At 74.1% G+C, this 22067-nt stretch carries 19 protein-coding genes and 1 pseudogene; 7 read left to right on the top strand and 13 right to left on the bottom strand.

Annotated features, from left to right (window positions below; all coding sequences use genetic code 11):
* Nucleotides 1–101 precede the first annotated feature (101 nt).
* Nucleotides 102–668, top strand: coding sequence for a PPA1309 family protein (locus CK485_RS18505; RefSeq protein ID WP_109451949.1), 567 nt, complete (start codon nt 102–104; stop codon nt 666–668).
* 112 nt (nt 669–780) lie between these two features.
* Here CK485_RS18505 and CK485_RS18500 read toward each other — a convergent pair whose 3' ends face one another.
* From CK485_RS18500 to CK485_RS18485, 4 genes are all read right to left on the bottom strand, one after another.
* A complete protein-coding gene (locus tag CK485_RS18500; RefSeq protein ID WP_109451947.1) occupies nt 781–1851 on the bottom strand; it encodes a PDZ domain-containing protein in 1071 nt (356 codons plus the stop codon).
* A gap of 77 nt (nt 1852–1928) precedes the next feature.
* Nucleotides 1929–2114 (bottom strand): hypothetical protein, encoded by a 186-nt coding sequence (locus tag CK485_RS18495; protein ID WP_109451945.1) that lies wholly within the window; start codon nt 2112–2114, stop codon nt 1929–1931.
* Between the two features lie 205 nt (nt 2115–2319).
* A complete protein-coding gene (locus tag CK485_RS18490; RefSeq protein WP_109451943.1) occupies nt 2320–2784 on the bottom strand; it encodes a molybdenum cofactor biosynthesis protein MoaE in 465 nt (154 codons plus the stop codon).
* 131 nt (nt 2785–2915) lie between these two features.
* Nucleotides 2916–4031 carry an SDR family oxidoreductase gene (locus CK485_RS18485; RefSeq protein ID WP_109451941.1) on the bottom strand — a complete coding sequence of 372 codons (1116 nt, stop codon included), beginning with the start codon at nt 4029–4031 and terminating at the stop codon, nt 2916–2918.
* A gap of 204 nt (nt 4032–4235) precedes the next feature.
* On the opposite strand from CK485_RS18485, the gene CK485_RS18480 reads away from it, so the two are divergent.
* Complete coding sequence (locus tag CK485_RS18480; RefSeq protein WP_109451939.1) at nt 4236–5858, top strand: zinc-dependent metalloprotease; 1623 nt, start codon at nt 4236–4238, stop codon at nt 5856–5858.
* Nucleotides 5859–5971: 113 nt separating this feature from the next.
* A complete protein-coding gene (locus tag CK485_RS18475; RefSeq protein ID WP_241968483.1) occupies nt 5972–6475 on the top strand; it encodes an NUDIX hydrolase in 504 nt (167 codons plus the stop codon).
* A gap of 19 nt (nt 6476–6494) precedes the next feature.
* Here the strand turns inward: CK485_RS18475 and CK485_RS18470 are convergent, their stop codons facing one another.
* Complete coding sequence (locus CK485_RS18470; protein ID WP_109451937.1) at nt 6495–7196, bottom strand: M48 family metallopeptidase; 702 nt, start codon at nt 7194–7196, stop codon at nt 6495–6497.
* Nucleotides 7197–7624: 428 nt separating this feature from the next.
* Here CK485_RS18470 and CK485_RS18465 point away from each other — a divergent pair.
* Nucleotides 7625–8590: pseudogene (locus CK485_RS18465) on the top strand (ThiF family adenylyltransferase); the annotation flags it as partial.
* Nucleotides 8591–9082: 492 nt separating this feature from the next.
* On the top strand, nt 9083–10426 hold the full coding sequence (locus tag CK485_RS18460; protein ID WP_109451935.1) for an AarF/ABC1/UbiB kinase family protein: 1344 nt from the start codon (nt 9083–9085) through the stop codon (nt 10424–10426).
* Between the two features lie 9 nt (nt 10427–10435).
* Here the strand turns inward: CK485_RS18460 and CK485_RS18455 are convergent, their stop codons facing one another.
* The 5 genes from CK485_RS18455 to CK485_RS18435 all read right to left on the bottom strand — a co-directional run bounded on the left by CK485_RS18455 (nt 10436) and on the right by CK485_RS18435 (nt 14533).
* Nucleotides 10436–10654 (bottom strand): hypothetical protein, encoded by a 219-nt coding sequence (locus tag CK485_RS18455; protein WP_109451933.1) that lies wholly within the window; start codon nt 10652–10654, stop codon nt 10436–10438.
* 171 nt (nt 10655–10825) lie between these two features.
* On the bottom strand, nt 10826–11137 hold the full coding sequence (locus CK485_RS18450; protein WP_109451932.1) for a hypothetical protein: 312 nt from the start codon (nt 11135–11137) through the stop codon (nt 10826–10828).
* Nucleotides 11134–11493: a WhiB family transcriptional regulator gene (locus CK485_RS18445; RefSeq protein ID WP_109451930.1), complete on the bottom strand. Its 360-nt coding sequence runs from the start codon at nt 11491–11493 to the stop codon at nt 11134–11136. Before CK485_RS18445 ends, CK485_RS18450 begins: the two co-directional genes overlap by 4 nt.
* Before the next feature lie 170 nt (nt 11494–11663).
* On the bottom strand, nt 11664–12014 hold the full coding sequence (locus CK485_RS18440; protein ID WP_109451928.1) for a hypothetical protein: 351 nt from the start codon (nt 12012–12014) through the stop codon (nt 11664–11666).
* A 161-nt stretch (nt 12015–12175) separates the two neighbouring features.
* The gene (locus CK485_RS18435) at nt 12176–14533 is read right to left on the bottom strand and encodes an ATP-dependent DNA helicase UvrD2 (RefSeq protein WP_241968400.1); all 2358 of its coding nucleotides are present in this window, start codon (nt 14531–14533) and stop codon (nt 12176–12178) included.
* Between the two features lie 234 nt (nt 14534–14767).
* Here CK485_RS18435 and CK485_RS18430 point away from each other — a divergent pair, with 234 nt between their 5' ends.
* The gene (locus CK485_RS18430) at nt 14768–15025 is read left to right on the top strand and encodes a mycoredoxin (RefSeq protein WP_109453220.1); all 258 of its coding nucleotides are present in this window, start codon (nt 14768–14770) and stop codon (nt 15023–15025) included.
* A 372-nt stretch (nt 15026–15397) separates the two neighbouring features.
* Here the strand turns inward: CK485_RS18430 and nudC are convergent, their stop codons facing one another.
* The 3 genes from nudC to CK485_RS18415 form a co-directional block, all read right to left on the bottom strand.
* Nucleotides 15398–16309 (bottom strand): NAD(+) diphosphatase, encoded by a 912-nt coding sequence (gene nudC, locus CK485_RS18425; RefSeq protein WP_109451926.1) that lies wholly within the window; start codon nt 16307–16309, stop codon nt 15398–15400.
* A gap of 174 nt (nt 16310–16483) precedes the next feature.
* Nucleotides 16484–17881, bottom strand: a complete 1398-nt coding sequence (locus CK485_RS18420; protein WP_109451924.1) for a dipeptidase — start codon at nt 17879–17881, stop codon at nt 16484–16486.
* 57 nt (nt 17882–17938) lie between these two features.
* Nucleotides 17939–21424, bottom strand: a complete 3486-nt coding sequence (locus CK485_RS18415) for an ATP-dependent DNA helicase (protein WP_109451922.1) — start codon at nt 21422–21424, stop codon at nt 17939–17941.
* A gap of 70 nt (nt 21425–21494) precedes the next feature.
* Between CK485_RS18415 and CK485_RS18410 the strand changes: the two genes are divergently transcribed.
* The gene (locus CK485_RS18410; RefSeq protein ID WP_109451920.1) at nt 21495–22055 is read left to right on the top strand and encodes a Uma2 family endonuclease; all 561 of its coding nucleotides are present in this window, start codon (nt 21495–21497) and stop codon (nt 22053–22055) included.
* Nucleotides 22056–22067: the final 12 nt, after the last annotated feature.

Genomic DNA, 22067 nt, shown 5'->3' with positions numbered 1-22067 from the left:
GCCTCCCGTACGGCGTCCGGGTGCGGACACCCACCCATGCCAACTTACTCAGGGCTGACGCGGTTCCCGTTCCGGGTGGCCGGGAGGGCAGGATGGTCCCCATGTCCAACACTCCCGCTGCCCCCGGCGACGGCACCCCGATCGCCGCCACCCCCCTGACCCGCGCCGTCCTGGAGATCGACGACTACGCCTCGGGCCTCGGCTGGGACCAGCCCGCGCGGCTGTTCGCCCTGGTCGACACCGAGCGGCTGCGCTCCCAGGAGCCCGCGCTGAGCGAGCAGCTCGGGCTGGAGGACGGCTCCGAGACCGGGGCGCTGACCCCGGTCGAGCAGGACGAGATCCCCGCGGGCGCGCCGCTGGACGAGTTCCTGGCGACGATCGCCTGGCCTGACGTGGTGGCGGGCTGCGCGCTGGCCGTGGAGCGGCTGATGCTGCCGCCGAGCGCGGAGGCGTCGATGCCGCGCGACCTGGACGATCAGGCGCTGGCCGCGTGGGTCGCCGAGCACCCGGAACGCCAGGAGGTGCGGCTGACGGTGGGCGTGCTGCGCGACGGCACCCGGGAGTCGGCGATCCGGCTGCGCGAGAAGGACTCGGCGCGCGAGGTGCTGACCGGCTCGGAGCTGGTGCCGGGGCTGGCGGAGGCGCTGCGCGCGACGTTCGAGGACTGAGGGCCGACCGGCCGTCGGCACGCGATGAGGGCCCGCGTTCCCGGTACGTGGTGAGGGGCCCGCGCGGACGATCCGCGCGGGCCCCTCACCGCTGTCGTGAACGCGGCCCGCGTCAGCCCTTGGTGCAGCTCGGCAGGGCGGACAGCTTGCCCTCGCGGATGTCGGTGAGAGCGCCCAGGGAGTCGTTGAGCGTGGAGACCTCGACCAGGCGGATGCCGGAGGGCGGGTTCTGGGAGGCCTCGGCGCAGTTGCCCTTCGGCGTCAGGAAGTACGTGGCGCCCGCGTCGTGCGCCGCGATGATCTTCAACGGGATGCCGCCGATCGGACCGACGTTCCCGTTGTCGTCGATGGTGCCGGTGCCCGCGACGAACTTCCCGCCGGTCAGGTCGGTCGGGGTGAGCTTGTCGATGATGCCGAGGGAGAACATCATGCCCGCGCTCGGCCCGCCGACGTTCGCGAGCTGGATGTTGATCGGGAACGGGTAGGTGTGCGCCGTCTGCGCCTGGATGCCGACGATCGCGCGGTCGTTGTCGGACGCCTTGGCGGTGCGCACGGCGACCTTCCGGGTGGCGGCGCCGGAGGTGCCCGCGTTCTTCGCCGGGATCACGGTGAACACCACGTCCTGGCCCGGCTTGTGCTTGGTGACCAGCTTCGCGACGTCGCCGGGCTGGGTGACGGCGGTGCCGTCGACGGCCTTGATGACGTCGCCCGCGTGCAGCTTGCCCTCGGCCGGGTCGCCCTTGACGACGGCGCCGACGACGACCTGCGAGCCGACCGGGATGTGCAGGGCCTTCAGCGCGGCGGCCTTCGCGCTGTCCTGGGACTGGCTGAACTCCTCCGCGTCCTCCTGGTTGGCCTGCTGCGCGGTCTGGTTGTCCGGGTAGAGCGTGGAGTGCGGCACGACCACGTCGTCGTCGGACAGCCAGCCGGCGACCGCCTCGACGAGGTTCATGGTGTAGTCGGAACCGGTCACCCGCACCGTCGTCATGTTGAGGTTGCCGGACGTCGGGTACGTCTTGTGGCCGGAGATCTGCAGCACGGGCTGCCCGTCGTTGTCGCCGAGCGTGTTGACGGTGGGCCCCGGGGACATCTCGGAGTACGGCACGGGGATCAGCACCCCGACGCACAGCAGCGCTATCAGCAGCAGCGTCGAGGTCAGCAGGGTCGCGGTCCGGCGTGGCATGCCATGACAGTACGGGACCTGCCTGTCAACGCGCCCGCGGGGTGAGCCCGTCAGAGTTGCCGGGGCGGACGGCGCGGTCAGGCCTGGTCCGGGCCGGGATCGCCGGCGGTCGCCGACTTCGCCATCGCCTCACGGAAGCGCTCGTACCCGGCGAGCGAGTCGTTGTCGCCCGCCTTCTTACGGTTGCGCCCGGCCCAGCCCGCCCACAAGGTGGCGGTGACCGCACCGATGACCGGAATCAGCAACCACGCCAACGCCCCCATACCGGCCTCCCGACGACAACACACACACGTACCGAAGCAGGACCTATGAGCACATTAATTGCTCACCGCTCCAACGCTGCTGGCGGGGCGCCGGTTACGCAACCGCACGCACCCGGAGCGGTGAGGTTCGGTACGGCAGAAGAGTGAGGGAGCGCTGCGCGAGGGGTGGGAGGGGGGTGCGCGGGGTCGGGCTTGAGGGGCCGGCCTACGCCCCGACCCATTCTTCCGTGCCGCCCTCGAACGTCTGGTGCTTCCATATCGGGACCTCGCGCTTGAGGTCGTCGATGAGGCGGCGGCAGGCGGTGAAGGCCTCGGCGCGGTGGGGGCAGGAGACGGCGACGACGACCGCGAGGTCGCCCACCGCGAGGTCGCCGACGCGGTGCACCGCGGCCATCGCGGCGACGGGGAAGTCCGCGGCGACCTTCTCGGCGACGCGCCGCAGTTCCGCCTCCGCGCTGGGGTGGGCGGAGTACGACAGCGCGCTGACCTGCTCGGGCCGCCCGTCATGGTCGCGTACGGTGCCGACGAACAGCGCGGTGCCGCCCGCGGCGTCGGCGCCGACCGCGCGGAAGACCTCGTCCACGGACAGGGGCGTGTCCCGGATCGCCAGGAGCCTGATCGGGTCCTGGGGTCCGCCGTCGGGGTCGTGCGTACGTGCCATGTCTGCCATCGTGCCGCACCCCCGGGGCAAACGAAAACGCGATTCCTGTATGAAAATACAGCCGCTCCTCCGGTGGATCCGACAAAGGAATCCGGCCGGAGCCCCCGGCGGGTCCTTTCGAACCGCCCGCCGCCGACCGCCTAGATGCCGCGTCGCTTGCGTGCCCTGCGCACCAGCGCGGCCGTGCCGACCAGCGCGACCGTGGCGCCCGCCGCGCCCAGCGACGCGGCGGCGTCCTTGCGGCCCAGGCGGCGCCCGGCGACGGTGTGGCGGCCCGCGACCTCCTCCAGGAGTTCGGCGAGCACCTCCTCGTTGGTCCACTTCGGCCGCCAGCCCGCTTCGTGCAGCCTGCTGCCGGAGACCACCCACGGGTGCATGGTGTACGCGAGGTCGCCGGCCGGGGAGGGCGTCAGGCCCAGCCGGTGCAGGCGGGACGCGGCGCCCAGGGCGACGGACTGCGGCAGTTCCATGCGGCGGATGCCGGACAACTCCTCGACCTCCTCCTGTTCCAGCCAGCCGTCGCAGCCCACCGCCATCTCGCCCTCCGCCTTGCCGAGCGCCGCGTACTCCAGGGCGCTGACCAGGTCCTCGACGTGGCAGAACTGCCAGCAGGGGCGGCTGCCCGCGACGACCAGCAGGCGCGGCGACTCGAAGTAGCGGGTCAGCGCGGTGTCGGTGCCGCCGACCAGGACGGCGGGGCGCACCACGGTGACGTTGAGTCCGGGGTGGGCGCGCGGGGCGCGGCGGCCGAGGCGTTCGATCTCCAGCAGGTCGCCGACGCCGGTCGCCTCCTCGGTGGCGCGCAGCGGCGCGTCCTCGGCGAGCGGCACGTCGTTGTCGGGCAGCGCGCCGTAGACCATGGCGGAGGTGACCAGGACGACCCGGTGCACGCCCGCGGCCGCGGCGGCCGTCAGCACGGTCTGGGTGCCGCGCACGTTGTACGCGGTGCGGGCCTTGGGGTCGGACTCCAGGTCGAGGTCGAGCGCGAGGTGGACGACGACGTCGACCGGGCGGCCGTCGACGCGCAGCCGGTCGGCGATGGCCGGATCGCGCACGTCCAGCACCCGCCACAGCACGCCGGGCACCTCCGCGCGCCGCTCGTCGATCGCGACGACCTTCCTGACCTCGTCGGACTCCGCCAGCCGCCGCGCGAGGAGGTGGCCGACGCCGGACGCCGCGCCGGTGACGGCGACCACCGGTCCTGAGGCCGGGGCGCTGCTCCGCCCTGAGCGAACGTGCGGTTCCGGGGAACTCACCGGGTGTCTCCCACTGTTGTCCTTGGTACGAGGTTCCGCCACGTGTGACGGGGATGCGCGCGTCCCATCCTGCCTGAGAGGTGTCTACGCTGGTGGTACAGCCTCCCGCACACCCACTCCGTACACACCCACTCCGTAGCCAGACAGACCGTAGACAGACAGTCCGCACAGAGACAGTCCGCACACACAGAGCCGAGGAAACCCGTGAGCGACACCCCATTTGGATTCGGCGTCCCTCCTGAGGAGCCCGAGGACGGGGGCGAGGGGGCGTCCGGCAAGGGCCGCGGCGACGGCGGTGACGGCGCCGGCGGCGACAAGGGCCAGGGCGACGGCAAGGGCCGGGGTCAGGGTCAGGGCGGCAGCCGGGACTCCGGCCAGGGTCAGGGGCAGGGGCCGGGCGGCAATCCGTTCGGTTTCGGCGGGCTGCCCGGCGGCTTCGGTGGTTTCGGCCTGCCCGGTGGCTCCGGCGGTCCGGGCGGTCCTGGCGGTCCTGGCGCGGACAACCCGCTGGCGGCCATGTTCGGCTCGCTCAACCCCAACGACCTGGGCGCCGCCTTCCAGCAGCTCGGGCAGATGCTCTCGTACGAGGGCGGCCCGGTGAACTGGGAGATGGCCAAGGACATCGCCCGCCAGACGGTGGCTCAGGGCGCGCAGGACGGCTCCAAGGACGCCAGCGTGGGCGCGTCCGAGCGTGCCGCGGTGCAGGAGGCGCTGCGCCTGGCCGACCTGTGGCTGGACGGCACGACGTCGCTGCCGTCGGGTTCCGGTGGCGCTGTGGCGTGGAGCCGGGCCGAGTGGGTCGAGGCGACGCTGCCGGTGTGGAAGGAGCTGGTCGACCCGGTCGCGGAGCGGGTCGGCACCGCGATGGGCGGCGTGCTGCCCGAGGAGATGCAGGCCATGGCGGGCCCGCTGCTCGGGATGATGCGTTCGATGGGTGGCGCGATGTTCGGCACCCAGATCGGCCAGGCGCTGGGCGTGCTGGCGGGCGAGGTGGTCGGCTCGACCGACGTCGGCCTGCCGCTGGGCCCGGCGGGGAAGGCCGCGCTGCTCCCGGCGAACGTCGCCGCGTTCGGCTCCGGGCTCGGCGTCCCCGAGGACCAGGTCCGGCTGTACCTGGCGCTGCGCGAGGCCGCCCACCAGCGGTTGTTCGCCCACGTGCCGTGGCTGCGGGCGCACCTGTTCGGCGCCGTGGAGGGCTACGCGCGCGGCATCAAGGTCGACACCGCGCGCCTGGAGGACGCGGTGGGCCAGCTGGACCCGTCGAACCCGCAGGCGTTGCAGGACGCGTTGCAGCAGGGCATGTTCCAGCCGGAGGACACCCCGGAGCAGAAGGCGGCGCTGGCACGTCTGGAGACGGCGTTGGCGCTGGTCGAGGGCTGGGTGGACGCGGTGGTGCACGCGGCCGCCGCGCCGCACCTGCCGTCCGCGGGCGCGTTGCGCGAGACGCTGCGCAGGCGCCGGGCCACGGGTGGTCCGGCCGAGCAGACGTTCGCCACGCTGATCGGTCTCGAACTGCGCCCGCGCAGGCTGCGGGACGCCTCCCGGCTGTGGGCCTCGCTGGCCGACGCGCGCGGCGTGGACGGCCGGGACGCGCTGTGGGCGCACCCCGACATGCTGCCGACCGCCGCCGACCTCGACGACCCGGACGGCTTCGTGCACCGGGAGGCGGAGGAGGCGTTCGACTTCGACGCGCTGGACCGGATGCTGGGCGACGCGGCGCGCGGCGAGGACGGAGACGGCAAGGGGCCGCAGGGCGAGGGCGGGCCCTCCGCGGACGGGCCTTCCGGAGACGGTCCGGCCGGAGACGGTCCGGCCGGTACGAAGTGAGCGAGCGGGGGGTCGCGGTCGGCGGGAGTCTGCACGGAGACGCGGTGCGGGTGCTGGAGGGCTGGCGCGCGCGGGTCGCGGGCCCACCGGAGCCGTTGAAGGCGGCGGAGGCATTGGGGGCGGCGGAGCCGTCGGAGGCGGCGGAGCAGGAGCGCCTGCGCGCGGACTACCTCGGGCATCTGGCCGCCCACCCGGACGGGATGTGGAAGTCGTGCGGCGACGGGCATGTGACGGCGAGCGCGCTGGTGATCGACCCGTCGAGCGGACGCGTGTTGCTGACGCTGCACCGGAAGTTGCGGATGTGGTTGCAGATGGGCGGCCACTGCGAGCCGTCCGACGCGACGCTGGAGCGGGCGGCGCTGCGTGAGGCGACGGAGGAGTCGGGCATCGAGGGGCTGTCCCTGCTGCCCGGCGGCCCGGTCCGTCTCGACCGTCATCTGACGCCGTGCGCCTGGCACTTGGACGTGCAGTACGCGGCACTGGCCCCGGCGGGTGCGGTGGAGGCGATCAGCGACGAGTCGCTGGACCTGCGGTGGTTCGCCTACGACGAGGTGGCGTCGGTCGCGGACACGTCGGTGGTGCGGTTGCTCGCACGGACGCGCGAGGTGCTGGGCTGAGGGCGGCCGGCTCGCGGGGTCAGCCCTCGGAGAGCCCGGGCAGGTGGGCCGCCGCGGCGACGCCTTCCAGGTAGCCGCGGGCGCGTTCGGTACGCGGGTAGGCCGCCAACAGCGCCCAGAAGTCAGGGCCGTGGCCGGGCACGAGCAGGTGGGCCAGCTCGTGCAGGAGGACGTAGTCGATGACGTGGTCCGGCATCCCCTGCAACCGGTGCGAGAGCCGGATGCTGCCTTCGGCGGGGGTGCAGGAGCCCCAGCGGGAGTTCTGGTTGGTCACCCAGCGCACGGTGTCGGGCCGGGCGCGTCCGTCGAGGTACTGCGCCGACAGCCGCGCCGCCCGTTCCGCGAGGGCGTCGTCGCCACGGGGCTGGCGCCGTTCCTTGGCGGCCAGCCGCTCCAGCATGACGGCCACCCAGCGCTTCTCCTCGGCGGCGGACATCCGCGCCGGAAGCAGCACGATGGTCCGCTCCCCCTCGCGATAGGCGGAGACGGTTCGCCTGCGACGCGGACTGCGGCGGACTTCGATGAGGGAGGCGGCGTCGCCGGGGCCGGTGGCGGGCGCCGTGTCGGCGGGGGCGGTCGTGGGTGCCGGGGCGGCGCCCGTGGGCGCGGGTCCGGTGGCGGGCTCGGTCGTGGGAGCGAGTGCGGTGGCGGGCTCGGTCGTGGGAGCGGCGGTCGGGGCGGCACCGGTGGGGCGGGCGGGGTCGGCCGGGGTGACGGGCATGGGACGACGGTACAGAGGGGGATACGGGCGGGGAGGCGCGCGGGCTGCGTGGGCAGGGCCCACGGCAGCCGATTGATGCGAGGGATCGCCGCGGGGAACCGGTCCGGTGCGGGAACCGGCGCGACGCGCCGAACCGGGCCAGTGCGGGGAACCGGTCCGGTGCGAGGAACTGGTGCGGGGAACCGGTCCGGTGCGAGGAACTGGTGCGGGGACCCGGGCTGGCGCGGGGCCCGGGCCAGTACGGGGCCCGGGCCAGTACGGGGCCCGGGCCAGTACGGGGCCCGGGCCAGTACGGGGAACTGGGTGCGATGAGATGACTTTCCCGGCCGCCTGTGGATAACTCTGCGCACGCGATCGGTTACCCGCCGCATGCTGTTCCCGTGATCAACCGGATCACGGAAGCGGACCTCGCGACGGAGGTGGTCAGGATGCATCCCCTGCTCAAGCCGGCCCTGCGGCGTGGCTGGCGGACACGGGACAGTCTGCAGTTCGGCGTCGATCCCGGGCGGGCCGTGGTGCTGGAGCCGGTGGACGACGCGACGGCGCGGTTCCTGCGGATGCTCGACGGTACGCGGGGGCCGGACCTGCTCCGGCAGGAGGCCGCCGCGCTGGGACTCGGTCCGCAGCGGGTGCGACGGTTGCTGGCGCAGCTGAGGCGGGGCGGTGTGCTGGACGACGCGGACAGTGCGGTCGAGTTGGGCGAGGTGATACGCCGCCCCGGCACCCTGGAGCGGCTGCGTCCCGACCTGGCGTCGCTGTCCGTGGTGCACCCGGAGCCGGGCGCGGCGGCGCGGCGGATGGCGGACCGGCGGGCGATACGCGTCCAGGTGCGCGGCGCCGGGCGGGTGGGCGCCTCGGTCGCCTCCGTGCTGTCGGCGGCGGGCGTGGGCACGGTCGACGTGGTGGACGGCGGCACGGTCGAGCCGTGGGACGCCGCTCCTGCCGGGGTCGGCGCGGCCCAGGTGGGCGAGCGCAGGGAGTCGGCCGCCCGGGGTGCGATGCGCAGGGCCGCGCCGGATCCGCGCCCGAGGCCCAGGACCGCCCGCGCCGCGCCGGAACCGCCACTGGCCCTGGTCGTACTGGCCCCGCGGGACGGGCTCGGCGCCTACGCGCCCGACCCTTCGCAGGCGGAGGCGTTGATGGCGGCCGGGATCCCGCATCTGTACGCCGGTGTCTGCGAGAGCACGGGGGTGGTCGGCCCGCTGGTGCTGCCGGGCAGGACGGGCTGCGCGGGGTGCCTGGAACTGCACCGGGCGCGGGCGGACCCGGCGTGGCCCCGGCTCCTGGCACAGCTGCGTTCCGGTCGACCGCCCGGCGTCCCGGCCTGCGACGTGGCACTGGCGACCGCGGTGGCCGGTCTGACGGCGGCCCACGCGCTGGCGTTCCTGGATGGCGGCGGCGGAGGGATGACGGAGGCGGGCGCGGCGGGGGCGGGCACGGCGTCGACGGGAGCAGGCGCGGGCGTGGCGTGGGCGGGGGCGGGCGCGGTGTCGACCGCGGCGAGCGCGGCGTCGACGGGAGCAGGCGCGGGCGTGGCGTGGGCGGGGGCGGGCGCGGTGTCGACCGCGGCGAGCGCGGCGCGGACGGGCGCGGGCACGGCGCAGGCTGCGGGCGGGCGCGCGGAGCGCTTGTCGCCGGGGGCCGGGGACACACCGAAAGCGGGGGGCGGGGAGGAGGGGGAGGGGGTGGGGAGCCCCCCACCAGGCGGCCCGTGCGTAGGTGTTCGCCTCACCGTCTCCCTCGCCGATCTCACCCCCGTCCTCTCCCCCGCCCCGCCGCATCCGGATTGCGGGTGTGGTGCGGGGCGCGGGGCGAGGCGCGCGACAATGGCCGGGTGACCACCCCGCGCCGAGGCGGGCGGCACGGGTGTGACGAAAGAGGGGCGCATGTCGGATCTTCCTCGCAAGGCAGTGACTCGGACCGCCAAGCTCGCGGCGCTGCCTCTCGGCTTCGCGGGCCGGGCCACGCTGGGGCTCGGCAAGCGGATCGGGGGGCGCCCCGCGGATGTCGTGGCGAGCGAGTTGCAGCAGCGCACCGCCGAGCAGTTGTTCAAGGTGCTGGGGGAACTCAAGGGCGGCGCGATGAAGTTCGGGCAGGCGCTGTCCGTCTTCGAGGCGGCGCTGCCGGAGGAGGTCGCCGGGCCGTACCGGGCGGCGCTGACGAAGTTGCAGGACGCGGCGCCGCCGATGCCCGCGCGGACGGTGCACGAGGTGCTGGCGAAGGCGCTGGGCGAGGACTGGCGGGAGTTGTTCGAGGAGTTCGACGAGCAGCCCGCGGCGGCGGCCTCGATCGGGCAGGTGCACCGGGCGGTGTGGCACGACGGCCGGGTGGTGGCGGTCAAGGTGCAGTACCCGGGGGCGGGCGCGGCGTTGCTGTCGGATTTGGCCCAACTGGGCCGGGTGGCAAGGCTGTTCGGGCCGTTGATTCCGGGGATGGACATCAAGCCGCTGATCACGGAGTTGCGTGACCGGGTCTCCGAGGAGCTGGACTACGCGTTGGAGGCGCAGGCGCAGCACGCGCACGCGGTGGAGTTCGCGGACGATCCGGACGTGGTGGTGCCGGACGTGGTGCACCAGGCCGAGCAGGTCCTGGTGACGGAGTGGATGGACGGGGTGCCGCTGGCGGAGGTGATCTCGGAGGGCACGAAGTCGGAGCGGGACCGGGCGGGGCAGTTGCTGGCGCACTTCCTGTTCGCGGGTCCGGCGCGCACCGGCTTGCTGCACGCCGATCCGCATCCGGGGAACTTCCGGCTGCTGGTGGACGACGGCCCGGCGGACGGCTGGCGGCTGGGGGTGCTGGACTTCGGGACGGTGGACCGGTTGCCGGAGGGGTTGCCGTTGCCGATCGGGACGTCGTTGCGGCTGGCGCTGGACGGTGACGCGGAGGCGGTGCTGGCGATCCTGCGGGAGGAGGGGTTCGTCAGGCCGACGATCACCCTCGATCCGGACGCGGTGCTGGACTACCTGCTGCCGATCATCGAGCCGGCGGGGGTGGAGGAGTTCACCTTCGGGCGCGGCTGGATGCGCAACCAGGCGGCGCGGGTGGCCGATCCGCGCTCGCCCGCGTACCAGCTGGGCAAGCAGCTGAACCTGCCCCCGTCGTACCTGCTGATCCACCGGGTGACGCTGAGCACGATCGGCGTGCTGTGCCAACTGGACGCCGCGGTGCGGTTGCGGGACGAACTGCTCGACTGGCTGCCGGGTTTCGCGGCGGACGAGTCCGAGGGCTGAGGGGCGCGGCTACCACCACGCGGAGTCGAGGCGGCCTTCGATGCTGCGCAGGTGGGCGCGGGCGCAGTCGTCGCAGAAGTAGCGGCGGACGCCGCCTTCGACGGAGCAGGTCCAGGTGACCGGTGTTCGCTCGCTCGCGGTGCCGCAGCGCGCGCACACCGTGGGCGGGGCGGCGTCCGGTTCGGCGGGACGTTCTTCAGAAGCGGGGTTGCGAGTCTTCTGATCCACCTGGAGACGATACCTCCGTACGCCGGGCGGAACGGGACACAACGCACCGCGGGGCCGGTCCTGTGGCGGACCGGCCCCGGGGTTCCGGCTCCTGCGGGGAGCCGGGACGTTATGTGATCGTTACGCGGTGGCGACTGCGGTCACCACGCGCGTCCGTCGCGTCCGCGCGAGTTACTGCATGACGACGAGGGCGAGCGCCCGGCGGGCCTTGAGCGAAGCGCGCTCGGCCCGTCGCTGGAGGCGGCGAGCGGTGAGCACCCGGCGGGCGGCGCGTTCGGACTCGGCCTCGTAGAGCCGTTCCTGCACATGGGCGCGGGCCAGGGCTTCTGGGAAGAGTTGCATCTCACGGGTCCTGTTCTGGCGGGTTGCCGCGGTGGCGGCGCGGTGGGTGGTCTCGTAGGCGGACGGGGTCATCGGGCCCTGCTTCTGGGGGTTGTGCGTCATCGGGTTGTCGATCGTTCCGGTGGCGGCGCGGAGCCTCATGCCACGACCTCGTTCTTGCGCGGACGCCCACGCGGCCGCTTGCGGGGCACCACGACGCCCTGCACGAACAGCTCACCGCCCCACACGCCCCAGGGCTCACGGCGGCCCTTGGCCCCGGCGAGGCAGGCCTCGCGGACCGGGCAGGTCTGGCACAGGGACTTGGCGTACTCGACGTCGGCCGGGGTCTCGGCGAAGAAGACCTCGGGGTCGTAGGAGCGACAGGGAACGGGGACGCCGAGGCGCTCGATCTCGTCGTCGAGCTCGGTCAGGGGGAGCAAGGGGGCCTCCGGAGGCACTGCGGGCTGGGGGATCGTTTCGGAAGGCGGTACTGACGGGGAGGGCGGGGTGGAATGCACGGTCTGGTGTCTTCCTCGTCTGTCGGTCCGGCCGGTGGGCCGGGTTGTGGTCGGTACCGGGTCGGTGTCTTTTCCGAGGCCCCTTCGCCTGTTTCACCTGCACAAACAGAAGGGCCGCGGATCCCGGTTCACGGGTTCCGCGGCCCTGAAGGTGCCGACCTGATGGTGGATCAGGCTGGATCTCTCCAGGGTTCGAGCCCGCGGAAGGCCCGCATCTTGCGGTGGTGCTTCGTCACTGCGGTCGTGTCGCCATTGGCGGCGCTGTCCCAGTCCTGCTGCGGGAATCCGGCACCGTCGGCCGCGGACGCATAGCCGAGGGCCAGTACTGCCGCTTCCGCCGCCGGTGCCTGGACCGGTCGCTCGCCGGCACCGCCGAAGAGACGACCGCCGCCGAACAGGCCGGCGCCGGACAGACCGGTGCCGCGCACAGCGGTGGCAAGGGACAGCGACGAGGCGCCGGACAGGCGGAGGCCAGTGGCCGGGCAACCGGTCAGTTTGGTGATCTCGGTGATGCTGGTCATGTCTCTCGCCTCCTCTCGGCGTCTCGCGGCTTATGGGGACAGGGTCTTGCGGGTGGTCCAGGGCGTGCCCGGACCAGTACATCACGGCTTCCTCGGCCCCCGGAAGGGCCGCGAGCGACCGTGCTCACGCAGGCTATGAGGATTCCATCGACGCGCGCAAACTATTTATTCGACGAATCCGTAACAGGGACACCAGCGCTTTCGCTGGAATCCGGGGTTCCGGCCAGTTCTGGTTCCCCCGCTTCTTCTGAGATGTCTTCCGAGGTCTCTTCCGAGGCGTCTTCCGGCGCGAGTTCGCGGCCCGCGCACAGCGCCAGGACGTCCGGGCCGAAGCTGCGCAGCTTACGGGCGCCGACGCCCGCGATGCGGGCCAGTTCCGTCTCGTCCTCGGGCCGGGCCTCGGCGATGGCCAGCAGCGTCTTGTCGGTGAAGACGCAGAACGCGGGCTGGCCGAGTTCGCTCGCACGGGCCCGCCGCCAGTCGTGCAGCCGCGTGTGGAGACCCTCGTCGAGATCGCTGGGGCAGTCCTCGCAGCGCATCAGTTTGATCTCGCCGGCCTCCGAGAGCGTGCGCCCGCACACCCGGCAGCGCACCGGCCCGCGCCGTCGCGCCCCCGGCACGCGCTCCACGCCGCCCGTGCCTCCCCCGCCGTCCGTGCGGTCGCGTCCCGCCCGCCCCGGGCCCGCGGCCGCGGCGGGACCCGTGACCGATCCGCCGGCGCCGTACGGTCCCGGCGCGGCGTGGCGGGCGCCGGGGCCGCCGCGCAGGCCGGTCAGGAAGCGGGTGGGGCGGCGGCCGCCGTATCCGCCGGGGGAACGCGACAGCGCCCACGACAGCGACAGGTGGCAGCGGGCCCGCGTCACGCCCACGTAGAGCAGGCGTCGTTCCTCCTCGATCTGTGCCTCGGTCTTCGCGTAGGTGATCGGCAGCGTGCCCTCGGTGAGGCCGACGAGGAAGACCGCGTCCCATTCCAGGCCCTTGGCGGCGTGCAGGGAGGCGAGGGTGACGCCTTCGACGGTGGGCGCGTGCTGGGCGGCGGCGCGCTCGTCGAGTTCGGCGACCAGGTCGGCGAGGCCGGCGTCGGGGCGGGCGGCGGCGAAGTCCTCGGCGAGCCGCACCAGCGCGGCAAGCGACTCCCAGCGGTCGCGGGCGGCGCCGGATCCGGCGGGGGGCCGCTGGGTCCAGTTCTTGGTGGACAGCACGGCGCGCACCTGGGAGGGCAGGTCGACGGCGCCGTCCAGCAGGGTGTCGTTGGCGCCGAAGCGGGCGGCACCGCGCAGGGCCGCTCCGGCCTCGCGGACCTCGACACGTTCGAAGAACCGCTCGGCGCCGCGCAGTTGGTAGGGGATGCCCGCGTCGGCGAGTGCCTGTTCGTAGACCTCGGACTGGGCGTTGACGCGGTAGAGCACGGCGATCTCGCTGGGTCGCACGCCGGAGTCGATCAGGCGGCGCACGTGGCGTGCGGTGCCCTCGGCCTCGGCGGGCTCGTCGGCGTACTCGGTGCAGGAGGGGTCGGGGCCGGGGGGGCGCTGGGAGACCAGTTCGAGGCGGTGGGCGGCGGACCGGCCGCGGGCCTGGGACAGCACGCCGTTGGCGAGGTGGACGACCTGCGGGGTGGAGCGGTAGTCGCGCACCAGCTTCACGACGGTGGCGCCGGGGTAGCGGCCGCGGAAGCCGAGCAGGTACTCGGGGGTGGCTCCGGTGAAGGAGTAGATGGTCTGGCCCGCGTCGCCGACGACGCACAGCGTGTCGCGGTCGCCGAGCCACAGGTCGAGCAGCCGCTGCTGGAGGGGGCTGACGTCCTGGTACTCGTCGACGACGAAGTGCTGGTACTGGGAGCGGATCTGGTCGGCGACGTCGGGCCGCTCGTGCAGCACGCCGACGGTCAGCAGCAGCACGTCCTCGAAGTCGATCACGCCGCGGTCGCGCTTGAGCTGCTCGTAGGTGGTGTAGAGGCGGGCGATCTCGGCGGGGTCGCGGGGGGCCTCGCGGCCGGCCCGGGCGGCGGCGGTGGCGTAGTCCTCGGGGACGGTCTGGGTGACCTTGGCCCATTCGATCTCGCCGGTGACGTCGCGCAGCTCGCCTCTGTCCAGGCGCAGGCCGCCGCGCGTGGCGGCCTCCGCGACCAGCTGCGCCTTGCGCTCGACCAGGCGCGGCAGCGGGCCGCCGACGACCCGGGGCCAGAAGTACTGCAACTGGCGCAGGGCGGCGGCGTGGAACGTACGGGCCTGCACTCCGGCGGCGCCCAGCTGCCGGAGCCTGCCGCGCATCTCGCCCGCGGCGCGCGCGGTGAAGGTGACCGCCAGCACGCTGCCGGGCTGGAGTATCCCGGCGCGCACCCCGTAGGCGATGCGGTGCGTGATGGCGCGGGTCTTGCCGGTCCCGGCTCCGGCCAGCACGCACACCGGCCCGTGCAGCGCGGTGGCGACGGCGCGCTGCTCCGGGTCGAGCCCTTCGAGCACCGCGTCCGGGGAGTCCGGGACGGGTGCGAACAGGGAGGCTTCCGTTGGTGCAGTCACCCCGCCATGCTGCCAGGTCCGCCGGAGCGGACGGGAAAGTTGTCCACAGGCGGTGTGTGATGGTCGTACGAACACCGGCGGAGTGCCGGCGCCTGTGGACAGCGTGGCGCACCGGGCCTGTGGAGGGCGGGGCGCGCCGGCCCTGTGCAGGGCGGCGGGCCGGGAATCGACGGCGGTCGTTGAGCGTTCCAGAATCGGAACGCACCACCGACCGCCGAGGGAGATCGAGGACCGATGCAGGGGACCGTGACGATGTACAGCACCACGTGGTGCGGCTACTGCCGGCGGCTCAAGAGCCAGCTGGACCGCGAGGGGATCGCGTACACCGAGATCAACATCGAGCAGGACCCGGAGTCGGCGGCGTTCGTGGAGAAGGCGAACGGCGGCAACCAGACGGTCCCGACCGTGCTGGTCGTCCCGGCGGGCGGTGGCGAGGACGTCGTGATGACGAACCCGAGCCTGGCCCAGGTCAAGCAGGCCCTCGCGGTCTGAGCGGCCCGGCGGGCGGCCGCGCCACCCGCCAGGCGCCGGCCTCGCACACCGCCGGTCAGGCACCGCCGGGCCCCGTCGCCGACCGTCAGGCACCGGGTCCCGTCGCCGCCCGTCAGGCACCGCGCCCGCACGTCTGACTCCGGCACCGGCACCCGCCCCCGGCTTGGCGTGCCCGCGCCCGCGCGCCCATGACGCCAGTCCTCGCGCCCCGCCTCCAGGCCCACCGCCCGGACGCGGGGCGCAGGCGTGCGCGGACCCTGGTAGGCACCGCGCGCCCACGCCCGCCGGGCGCCCCGCCGCGCCCGGTCACGCGTTCGGCCCCACCGGGCTACGCGCCCGCCCCGCCCCACCACGCGTCGGGCCCTCGTGCCGCTACTTACGCCCCGTGGGAAGCGGCTCGCCGAACCACAGCTCGATCAGCCGGGCCGCGATCGAGATGCCGCTCGGCGGCAGGATCTCGCCGGACTCGATGCCCTCGCGCACGTCGTCGCGGGAGAACCAGCGGGCCTCATGGATCTCCTCGCCGTCCACCGTGATCTGCGAGCTGGTGGCGCGGGCCATGAAGCCCAGCATCAGGCTGGAGGGGAACGGCCAGGGCTGGCTGGCGACGTAGGAGACCTCGCCGACCGTCACCCCGGTCTCCTCGGCGACCTCGCGCACCACGGCCTGCTCGATGGACTCCCCCGGCTCGACGAACCCGGCGAGGGTGGAGAAGCGGCCCTGCGGCCAGTGCAGCTGGTGGCCGAGCAGGCAGCGGTCCTTGTCGTCGGTGACGAGCATGATGACGGCCGGGTCGGTGCGCGGGTAGTGCTCGGCGCCGCAGGCCGGGCAACGGCGCACGTGCCCGGCGGCGGCGATGACGGTGCGCTCGCCGCAGCGGGAGCAGAAGCGGTGCATGCGCTGCCAGTTCTCCAGCGCGACGGCGTGCACCATCAGCCCCGCGTCGCGGTCCGACAGCAGGCCGCCGACCTCGCGCAGCCCTGCGGGCCTGGCGGCGTCGTCCATGCGGCCGGGCAGGGTGTCCTTCTGCAGGGCGAAGTAGTGCGTGCCCTTCTCGTCGGTGCCCAGGAAGTAGCGGTGGTTCTCGCTGACGGGGGCGTCGAAGGAGGGGACGAGGACGAGTTCGGTGCGCCCGTCAGCGGTGTCCTCGACCAGGGCCTGGCCGCCGGAGACCACCAGGACGCGGGTGGACGGGTGGCTCCAGGCGGCCGCCAGCCACGCCTCGTCCAGCCGGTGGTGGGCGGCGCGGTCGACACCCGGGCGGGTGAGGGCCAGCGGCCGCATGGGCAGGGGTGCTTCTGCTACGGACAAGGCTGCTTCCAACTCCCCTTGAAACGTGGACGTTCCGGGACGCGGTACGACGTCGTGCCGTACGGCGTCGCGTGTGGCGCCGGGCGGCGCCGCGTTCTCCTCGCGGCACCCGCGTCCCGGCGCCGCGTTCGGTTCACGGCGGCGCGCTCACCGCCGCCAATTCTCCGCCAGGTCGCTCCACAGGTACGCGGCGGTCTCCACGCCCTTGAGGAGCAGATCCAGCTCGACCTTCTCGTTCACCGAGTGCCAACCGTCCGACGGCACGGAAATTCCCAGGAAGAGCACGGGCACGCCCAGCACGTCCTGGAGATCGGCGGCCGGACCCGAGCCACCCTCACGAGTGAAGAGCACGTCGCGTTCGAAGGCCCGCCCCATCGCGCGGGTCAGGGCGGTCAGCGCGGGGTGGTCCAGCGGCGTCAGGCAGGGGCGGGTGGCGCCCCAGAAGGTGACCTCGTGGCGGATGCCCGCGGGCAGCCGGGCGGCGATCCAGTCCCGTACCGCCTGCTGCACCTTGCCGGCGTCCTGCCCGGCGACCAGCCGGAACGACAGCTTCAACTGCGCGCCGGAGGGCACGATGGTCTTGCCGCCGGGGCCGCCGTAGCCGCCGTGGATGCCGTTGACCTCGGCGGTCGGGCGGGCCCAGATCCGCTCCAGGGTGGTGTGGCCGGCCTCGCCGAGGGTGGCGTGGGACTTCGCGGTGCGCAGCCAGCCCGCCTCGTCGAAGGGCAGGGCGGCGAACAGTTCGCGCTCGCGGTCGGTCAGCTCGGCGACGCCGTCGTAGAAGCCGGGGATGGCGACGCGGCGGTCCTCGTCGTGCAGGGCGGCGGCGAGGCGGGCGGCTTCGGTGGCGGGGTTGGGGACCGCGCCGCCGAAGGAGCCGGAGTGGATGTCCTGGTCGGGCCCGTACAGGTCGACCTGGCAGTCGGCGAGGCCGCGCATGCCGGTGCACACGGTCGGGGTGTCCTTCGCCCACATGCCGGTGTCGGAGACGATCACGGTGTCGCAGGCGAGCCGGTCGGCGCGTTCGCGCAGCAGGGCGGCGAAGTGCGGGGAGCCGGACTCCTCCTCGCCCTCGACGATCAGCTTGAGGTTGACGGCGGGGGCGGCGCGGCCGGTGGCGGCGAGGTGGGCGCGGACCCCGAGGGTGTGGAAGAAGACCTGCCCCTTGTCGTCTGCGGCGCCCCGCGCGTACATCCGGCCGTCGCGGACCACCGGGTCGAACGGGTCGGAGTCCCAGCCGTCCTCGCGGGCGGCGGGCTGCACGTCGTGGTGGCCGTAGACCAGGACGGTCGGCGCGTCCGGGTCGCCGGACGGCCACTCGGCGTAGACCGCGGGCAGGCCGGGGGTCGGCCAGACCTCGACGACGGGGAAGCCGGTGGCGCTCAGCTCGGCGGCCAGCCACTCGGCGCTGCGGGCCACGTCGTCGGCGCGCTCGGGGTCGGCCGACACCGACGGGATGCGCAGCCAGGCCGCGAGGTCGTCGAGGAAGGCGTCGCGGTGGGTGTCGATGTACGCGCGGACGCCGTTGTCCGGGGTGCTACTCATGCCCCGAGCCTATCCGGGCGTGACCGGCGGCGGGCTGCGGGCGGCCGCCGCGGGCGGTCAGGGCGCTTCGTCCAGGACTGCCGCGAACGGGTCGGCCGGCCGCTCCCGCGAGGCCTCACCGGCGTCCTCGCCCCGCATCAGCCGCTCCAGGCCCGCGCGGTCCGGCAGGTCCGGCGGGCGCACGATCCGGCCGGAGCGGACGAACACGAACGCGGCCCGGACCTGCTCGGGCGCCAGTCCGTGCCGTTCCGCCCAGGCCAGGCGGTAGACGGCGAGCTGGAGGGGGTCGGCGTCGGCGGTGCGGCCGGTCTTCCAGTCGACGATCTCGAAGCCGCCGTCGGGCTCGGCGTAGACCGCGTCGATACGGCCGCGTACCAGGCGTCCGGCCAGCGTCAGCTGGAAGGGGAACTCCACGGCGTGCGGGGCGCGGTCGGCGTAGGGCGTGTGGGCGAACGCCTCCTTGAGGGCTTCCAGGTCGCGTTCGTCGGCGATCTCGGCGTCCGGTTCCGGTTCCATGCCGGGCAGCTCGTCGAGGCCGATCAGCGGCAGCTCCTCGAAGCGCGACTCCAGCCAGGCGTGGAAGCGGGTGCCGCGCCGGGCGCCGGGCCGCGGCTCTCGCGGCATGGGCCGGGCCAGCTCGCTTGCGAACGCGTCGGGGTCCTGGGCCATCCGCAGCAGCTGCGAGGCGGTGAGCGACGCGGGCACGGGCACGTCCCGGCCGGTGCGGCGGGCCGCGCGCAGCTCGGCGGCGAGCGCGTCGAGGTCCCGGTCCCAGGAGGCGACGGCGCGGGCCTCCTCGGGCAGCAGCGCCGACGTGGTCCGCGGCTCGGGCTCCGGTACGGGGCCGGGCGCGACGGGGTCGGCCTCCGGGCGGGCCGCGGGCACGCGGGGGCGCTCGGTGGACCACTCCTCCCAGGCGCCGTCCTCCCTGTCAAGCTCCTCGTGGCCTTCCCAGTCGGGCTCCTCCGGCTCCTGCGGTGGCGGCCAGTCGGGGTCCACGAGGTCCTCGGCCCGGCCGGCGCACTCGCGCGAGCCGGACGCCGCCGCCCACTCCTCCAGCAGTCCCCGCACCGTCCGGGCCGCCTCCCGGCGGCGTTCCAGCGCGGCGGGGTCGAGCGGCAGCGGCCAGGTGTGGTCGGGGGCGGCGTCCAGCGAAGGGTTCGGGTCGTCGTCGGCCGGTTCGTCGGCCCACGCCTCGATCTCGCCGGAACCGGTGCCCGCCTCGCAGTGCTCGCGCAGCGCCAGCAGGAAGTCGGAGGGGCCGCGCTTCTTCTTCTGGGTGGGCCCCCACCAGTGGCCGCTGGCCAGCAGCAGGGAGCGCGGGCGGGTGAACGTGACGTAGCCCAGGCGCAGTTCCTCGGTGGCGTCGTGCTCGCGCATGGCGGTGCGGAAGGCGTCGAGGCCCTGCTTGGTCCACTCGGTGACGTCGGGCAGGGTGGCCGCGTCGCCGCGCAGGGCGTGCGGCAGCACCTGGGGGCTGGTGGGCCACAGCTCGCGCGCCTTGGCGGAGGGGAACGCGTCGCGGACCAGCCCCGGCACCACGACCACGTCCCACTCCAGGCCCTTGGCCTTGTGGGCGGTGAGCACCTTGACGGTGTTCTCGCCGCCGGGCAGGGAGCCGTCGAGACCCTTCTCGTACTGGACGGCGGTGCGCAGGAAGGCGAGGAAGGCGCGCAGAGTGGCATCGCCGTCGAGGGAGGCGAAGCCCGCGGCGACGTCGAGGAAGGCGCGCAGTGTCTCGCGGCGGCGGGCGGCCAGCGCGTGCGGGGACGCGGACAGCTCGACCTCCAGGCCGGTGACGGCGAGCACTCGGTGCAGCACGTCCATCAGCGGGTCGGCGAGCGCGCGGCGCAGGTCGCGCAGTTCGGCGGCGAGCCGGGCGAAGCGGCTGCGGGCGGCGGTGGAGAACGGCAGTCCGTCGCCGGGGTAGGAGGCGGCGTCGAGGAAGGTCTCCAGGGCGTCGGCGAGCGAGACGACCTCGGCGGGGTCGGTGCCCTCGACGGCCCTGGCCAGCGGGTCGCCGCCGTCGTCGCCCCCGGCGTGCCGGACCAGCAGCCGGGCGCGGCGGCCGAGCAGGGCCAGGTCACGCGGGCCGATGCGCCAGCGCGGGCCGGTCAGCAGGCGGACCAGGGCGGAGTTGGCGGTCGGGTCGTGCAGCACCTCGCAGGTGGCGACGAGATCGGCGATCTCCGGCAGGTGCAGCAGCCCGGACAGGCCGACGACCTCGACGGGCACGTCGCGTTCCACCAGGGCGGCGTGCAGGTCGGAGAACTGCCCGGCGGTGCGGCACAGCACCGCGATCTCACCGGGCGGGGTGCCGGTGGCGACCAGATGGCGCACGGAGTCGGCGACCCAGGCGGTCTCGTCGGCCTGGGTCGGCAGCAGGGCGCAGCGCACCGTCCCGTCGCGCTCCGCGCCGGGCGCGGGCCGCAGCGCCTCGACGCCCTCGTGGCGGGCGCGCAGCGGGGCGGCGAGGCGGTTGGCGAACTCCAGCAGGCGGCCGCCGCTGCGGCGGTTCTCGCTGAGGGAGTGGCGGGCGGCCGGGGTGCCGTCGCGGTGCGGGAAGTGCCGGGGGAAGTCGTCGAGGTTGGCGACGGAGGCGCCGCGCCAGCCGTAGATGGCCTGGCACGGGTCGCCGACGGCGGTGACCGGGTGGCCGGTGCCGTCGCCGAAGAGGGCGGCGAGCAGCAGCCGCTGGGCGACGGAGGTGTCCTGGTACTCGTCCAGCAGCACGACGCCGAACTCCTCCCGCAGCGCCCGCCCGACCTGCGGGTGGCGGCGGGCGAGTTCCGCGGACAGCGCGATCTGGTCCCCGAAGTCGACCAGGTCGCGGCTCTTCTTCTGGGCGCGGTAGGCGGCCACGAGTGAGGCCAGCTCGGTGCGGGCGCGCACGGCCGGGGCGACGTCGCGCACCCACGCGTAGCCGCGTTTCGCCGGGTCGAGGGTGTCGAGCAGGGCGGTCAGTTCGCCGTCGTACGCGATCAGCCGGGCGGGGTCGGTGAGGTGCTCGGACAGTTCCGCGTCGAGGGCGAGCAGGTCGGAGGCGAGGGTGGACAGGCCGCGGGTGAGGGCGGGGTGGGGGCCGGGGCTGGCGGCCAGGACGCGGGCGGCGAGCTGGTAGCGGGTGGCGTCGGCCAGCAGCCGGGAGCCGGGTTCCAGGCCGATGCGCAGGCCGTGGTCGGTCAGGAGCTGCCCGGCGAAGGCGTGGTAGGTGGAGATGCGCGGGTCACCGGGGGCGGTGTCGGGATCGGCTGGGTCGGGGTCGGTGACGCCGGCGCGCACGAGGGCGGCGCGCACGCGCTCGGACAGCTCGCCGGCGGCCTTGTTGGTGAACGTCAGTCCCAGCACGCGGTCGGGGGCGACCTGCCCGGTGCCGACCAGCCACACCACCCGGGCGGCCATCACCGTGGTCTTGCCGGATCCGGCTCCGGCCACGATGACGTTCGGCGCGAGCGGCGCGGTGACGCAGGCCAGCTGCTCCGGGGTGAACGGGATCCCGAGCAGTTCCTTCAGCTGCTCGGGATCGGTGAGGCGCGAGGACACACCGGGAGGCTATCCGTGACCTCGGACAACCCGAGCGGATGGGGTACGACCACCCCTAGACTGCCCCGAAATGACCTGGGAGGGCGCCGTGTCCACCACGCTGGACGAGATGTTCGAACTGATCGAGGCCATGAACGTCCCTGAGGGCTACCGCGCGGAGATCATCGAGGGGGAGATCGTCCTGAACCCGCAGCGGGCCACGCACGCGACCATCATCCGCAAGTTCACCCGTGCCCTTGAAGCGGCACGGGGCGAGGACGCGCCGATTCTGTGGGACGTGCGGGTCGATTTTCCGGGGACGCTCAACGGGTACGCGCCCGACGTCACCTTGGTGGCCGACAACGCGGCCAAGGCACTGGGTGGCCGTTACGGTTACCGGGATGTCGAGCTGGTGGCCGAGGTGGTGTCGTACAGCAGCAAGAGGGACGACTACGGCTCCAAGTTGGACACCTACGCCGCGGCGGGCGTGCCGGAGTACGTGATCGTCGACCCCAGGCCCGGGCTGGTGCACGTCTTCAGTGAGCCGCGGGACGGCACGTACCGGGAAACCCAGTCCTACCCCTTCGGGATCTCCTTCGTGCTGCCCGTCTCACAGATCCCGCTCGACACCGCGAACTGGCCGCGCGACTGAGCGCCGTCGGCA

Source organism: Streptomyces sp. ICBB 8177 (assembly GCF_003144095.1).
In the GTDB taxonomy this organism is placed as follows: Bacteria; Actinomycetota; Actinomycetes; order Streptomycetales; family Streptomycetaceae; genus Streptantibioticus_D.
Note: the sequence above shows the minus strand (reverse complement) of the source record. Positions and strands in the feature narration are given on the sequence as shown.

Bases quoted from the DNA above. Each gene is read 5' to 3' on its own strand.
- CK485_RS18505 (WP_109451949.1), top strand. From the start codon at position 102: ATGTCCAACACTCCCGCTGCCCCCGGCGACGGCACCCCGATCGCCGCC.
- CK485_RS18500 (WP_109451947.1), bottom strand. From the start codon at position 1,851: ATGCCACGCCGGACCGCGACCCTGCTGACCTCGACGCTGCTGCTGATA.
- CK485_RS18495 (WP_109451945.1), bottom strand. From the start codon at position 2,114: ATGGGGGCGTTGGCGTGGTTGCTGATTCCGGTCATCGGTGCGGTCACC.
- CK485_RS18490 (WP_109451943.1), bottom strand. From the start codon at position 2,784: ATGGCAGACATGGCACGTACGCACGACCCCGACGGCGGACCCCAGGAC.
- CK485_RS18470 (WP_109451937.1), bottom strand. From the start codon at position 7,196: ATGCCCGTCACCCCGGCCGACCCCGCCCGCCCCACCGGTGCCGCCCCG.
- CK485_RS18460 (WP_109451935.1), top strand. From the start codon at position 9,083: ATGTCGGATCTTCCTCGCAAGGCAGTGACTCGGACCGCCAAGCTCGCG.
- CK485_RS18450 (WP_109451932.1), bottom strand. From the start codon at position 11,137: ATGAGGCTCCGCGCCGCCACCGGAACGATCGACAACCCGATGACGCAC.
- CK485_RS18440 (WP_109451928.1), bottom strand. From the start codon at position 12,014: ATGACCAGCATCACCGAGATCACCAAACTGACCGGTTGCCCGGCCACT.
- CK485_RS18430 (WP_109453220.1), top strand. From the start codon at position 14,768: ATGCAGGGGACCGTGACGATGTACAGCACCACGTGGTGCGGCTACTGC.
- nudC (WP_109451926.1), bottom strand. From the start codon at position 16,309: ATGCGGCCGCTGGCCCTCACCCGCCCGGGTGTCGACCGCGCCGCCCAC.
- CK485_RS18420 (WP_109451924.1), bottom strand. From the start codon at position 17,881: ATGAGTAGCACCCCGGACAACGGCGTCCGCGCGTACATCGACACCCAC.
- CK485_RS18410 (WP_109451920.1), top strand. From the start codon at position 21,495: ATGACCTGGGAGGGCGCCGTGTCCACCACGCTGGACGAGATGTTCGAA.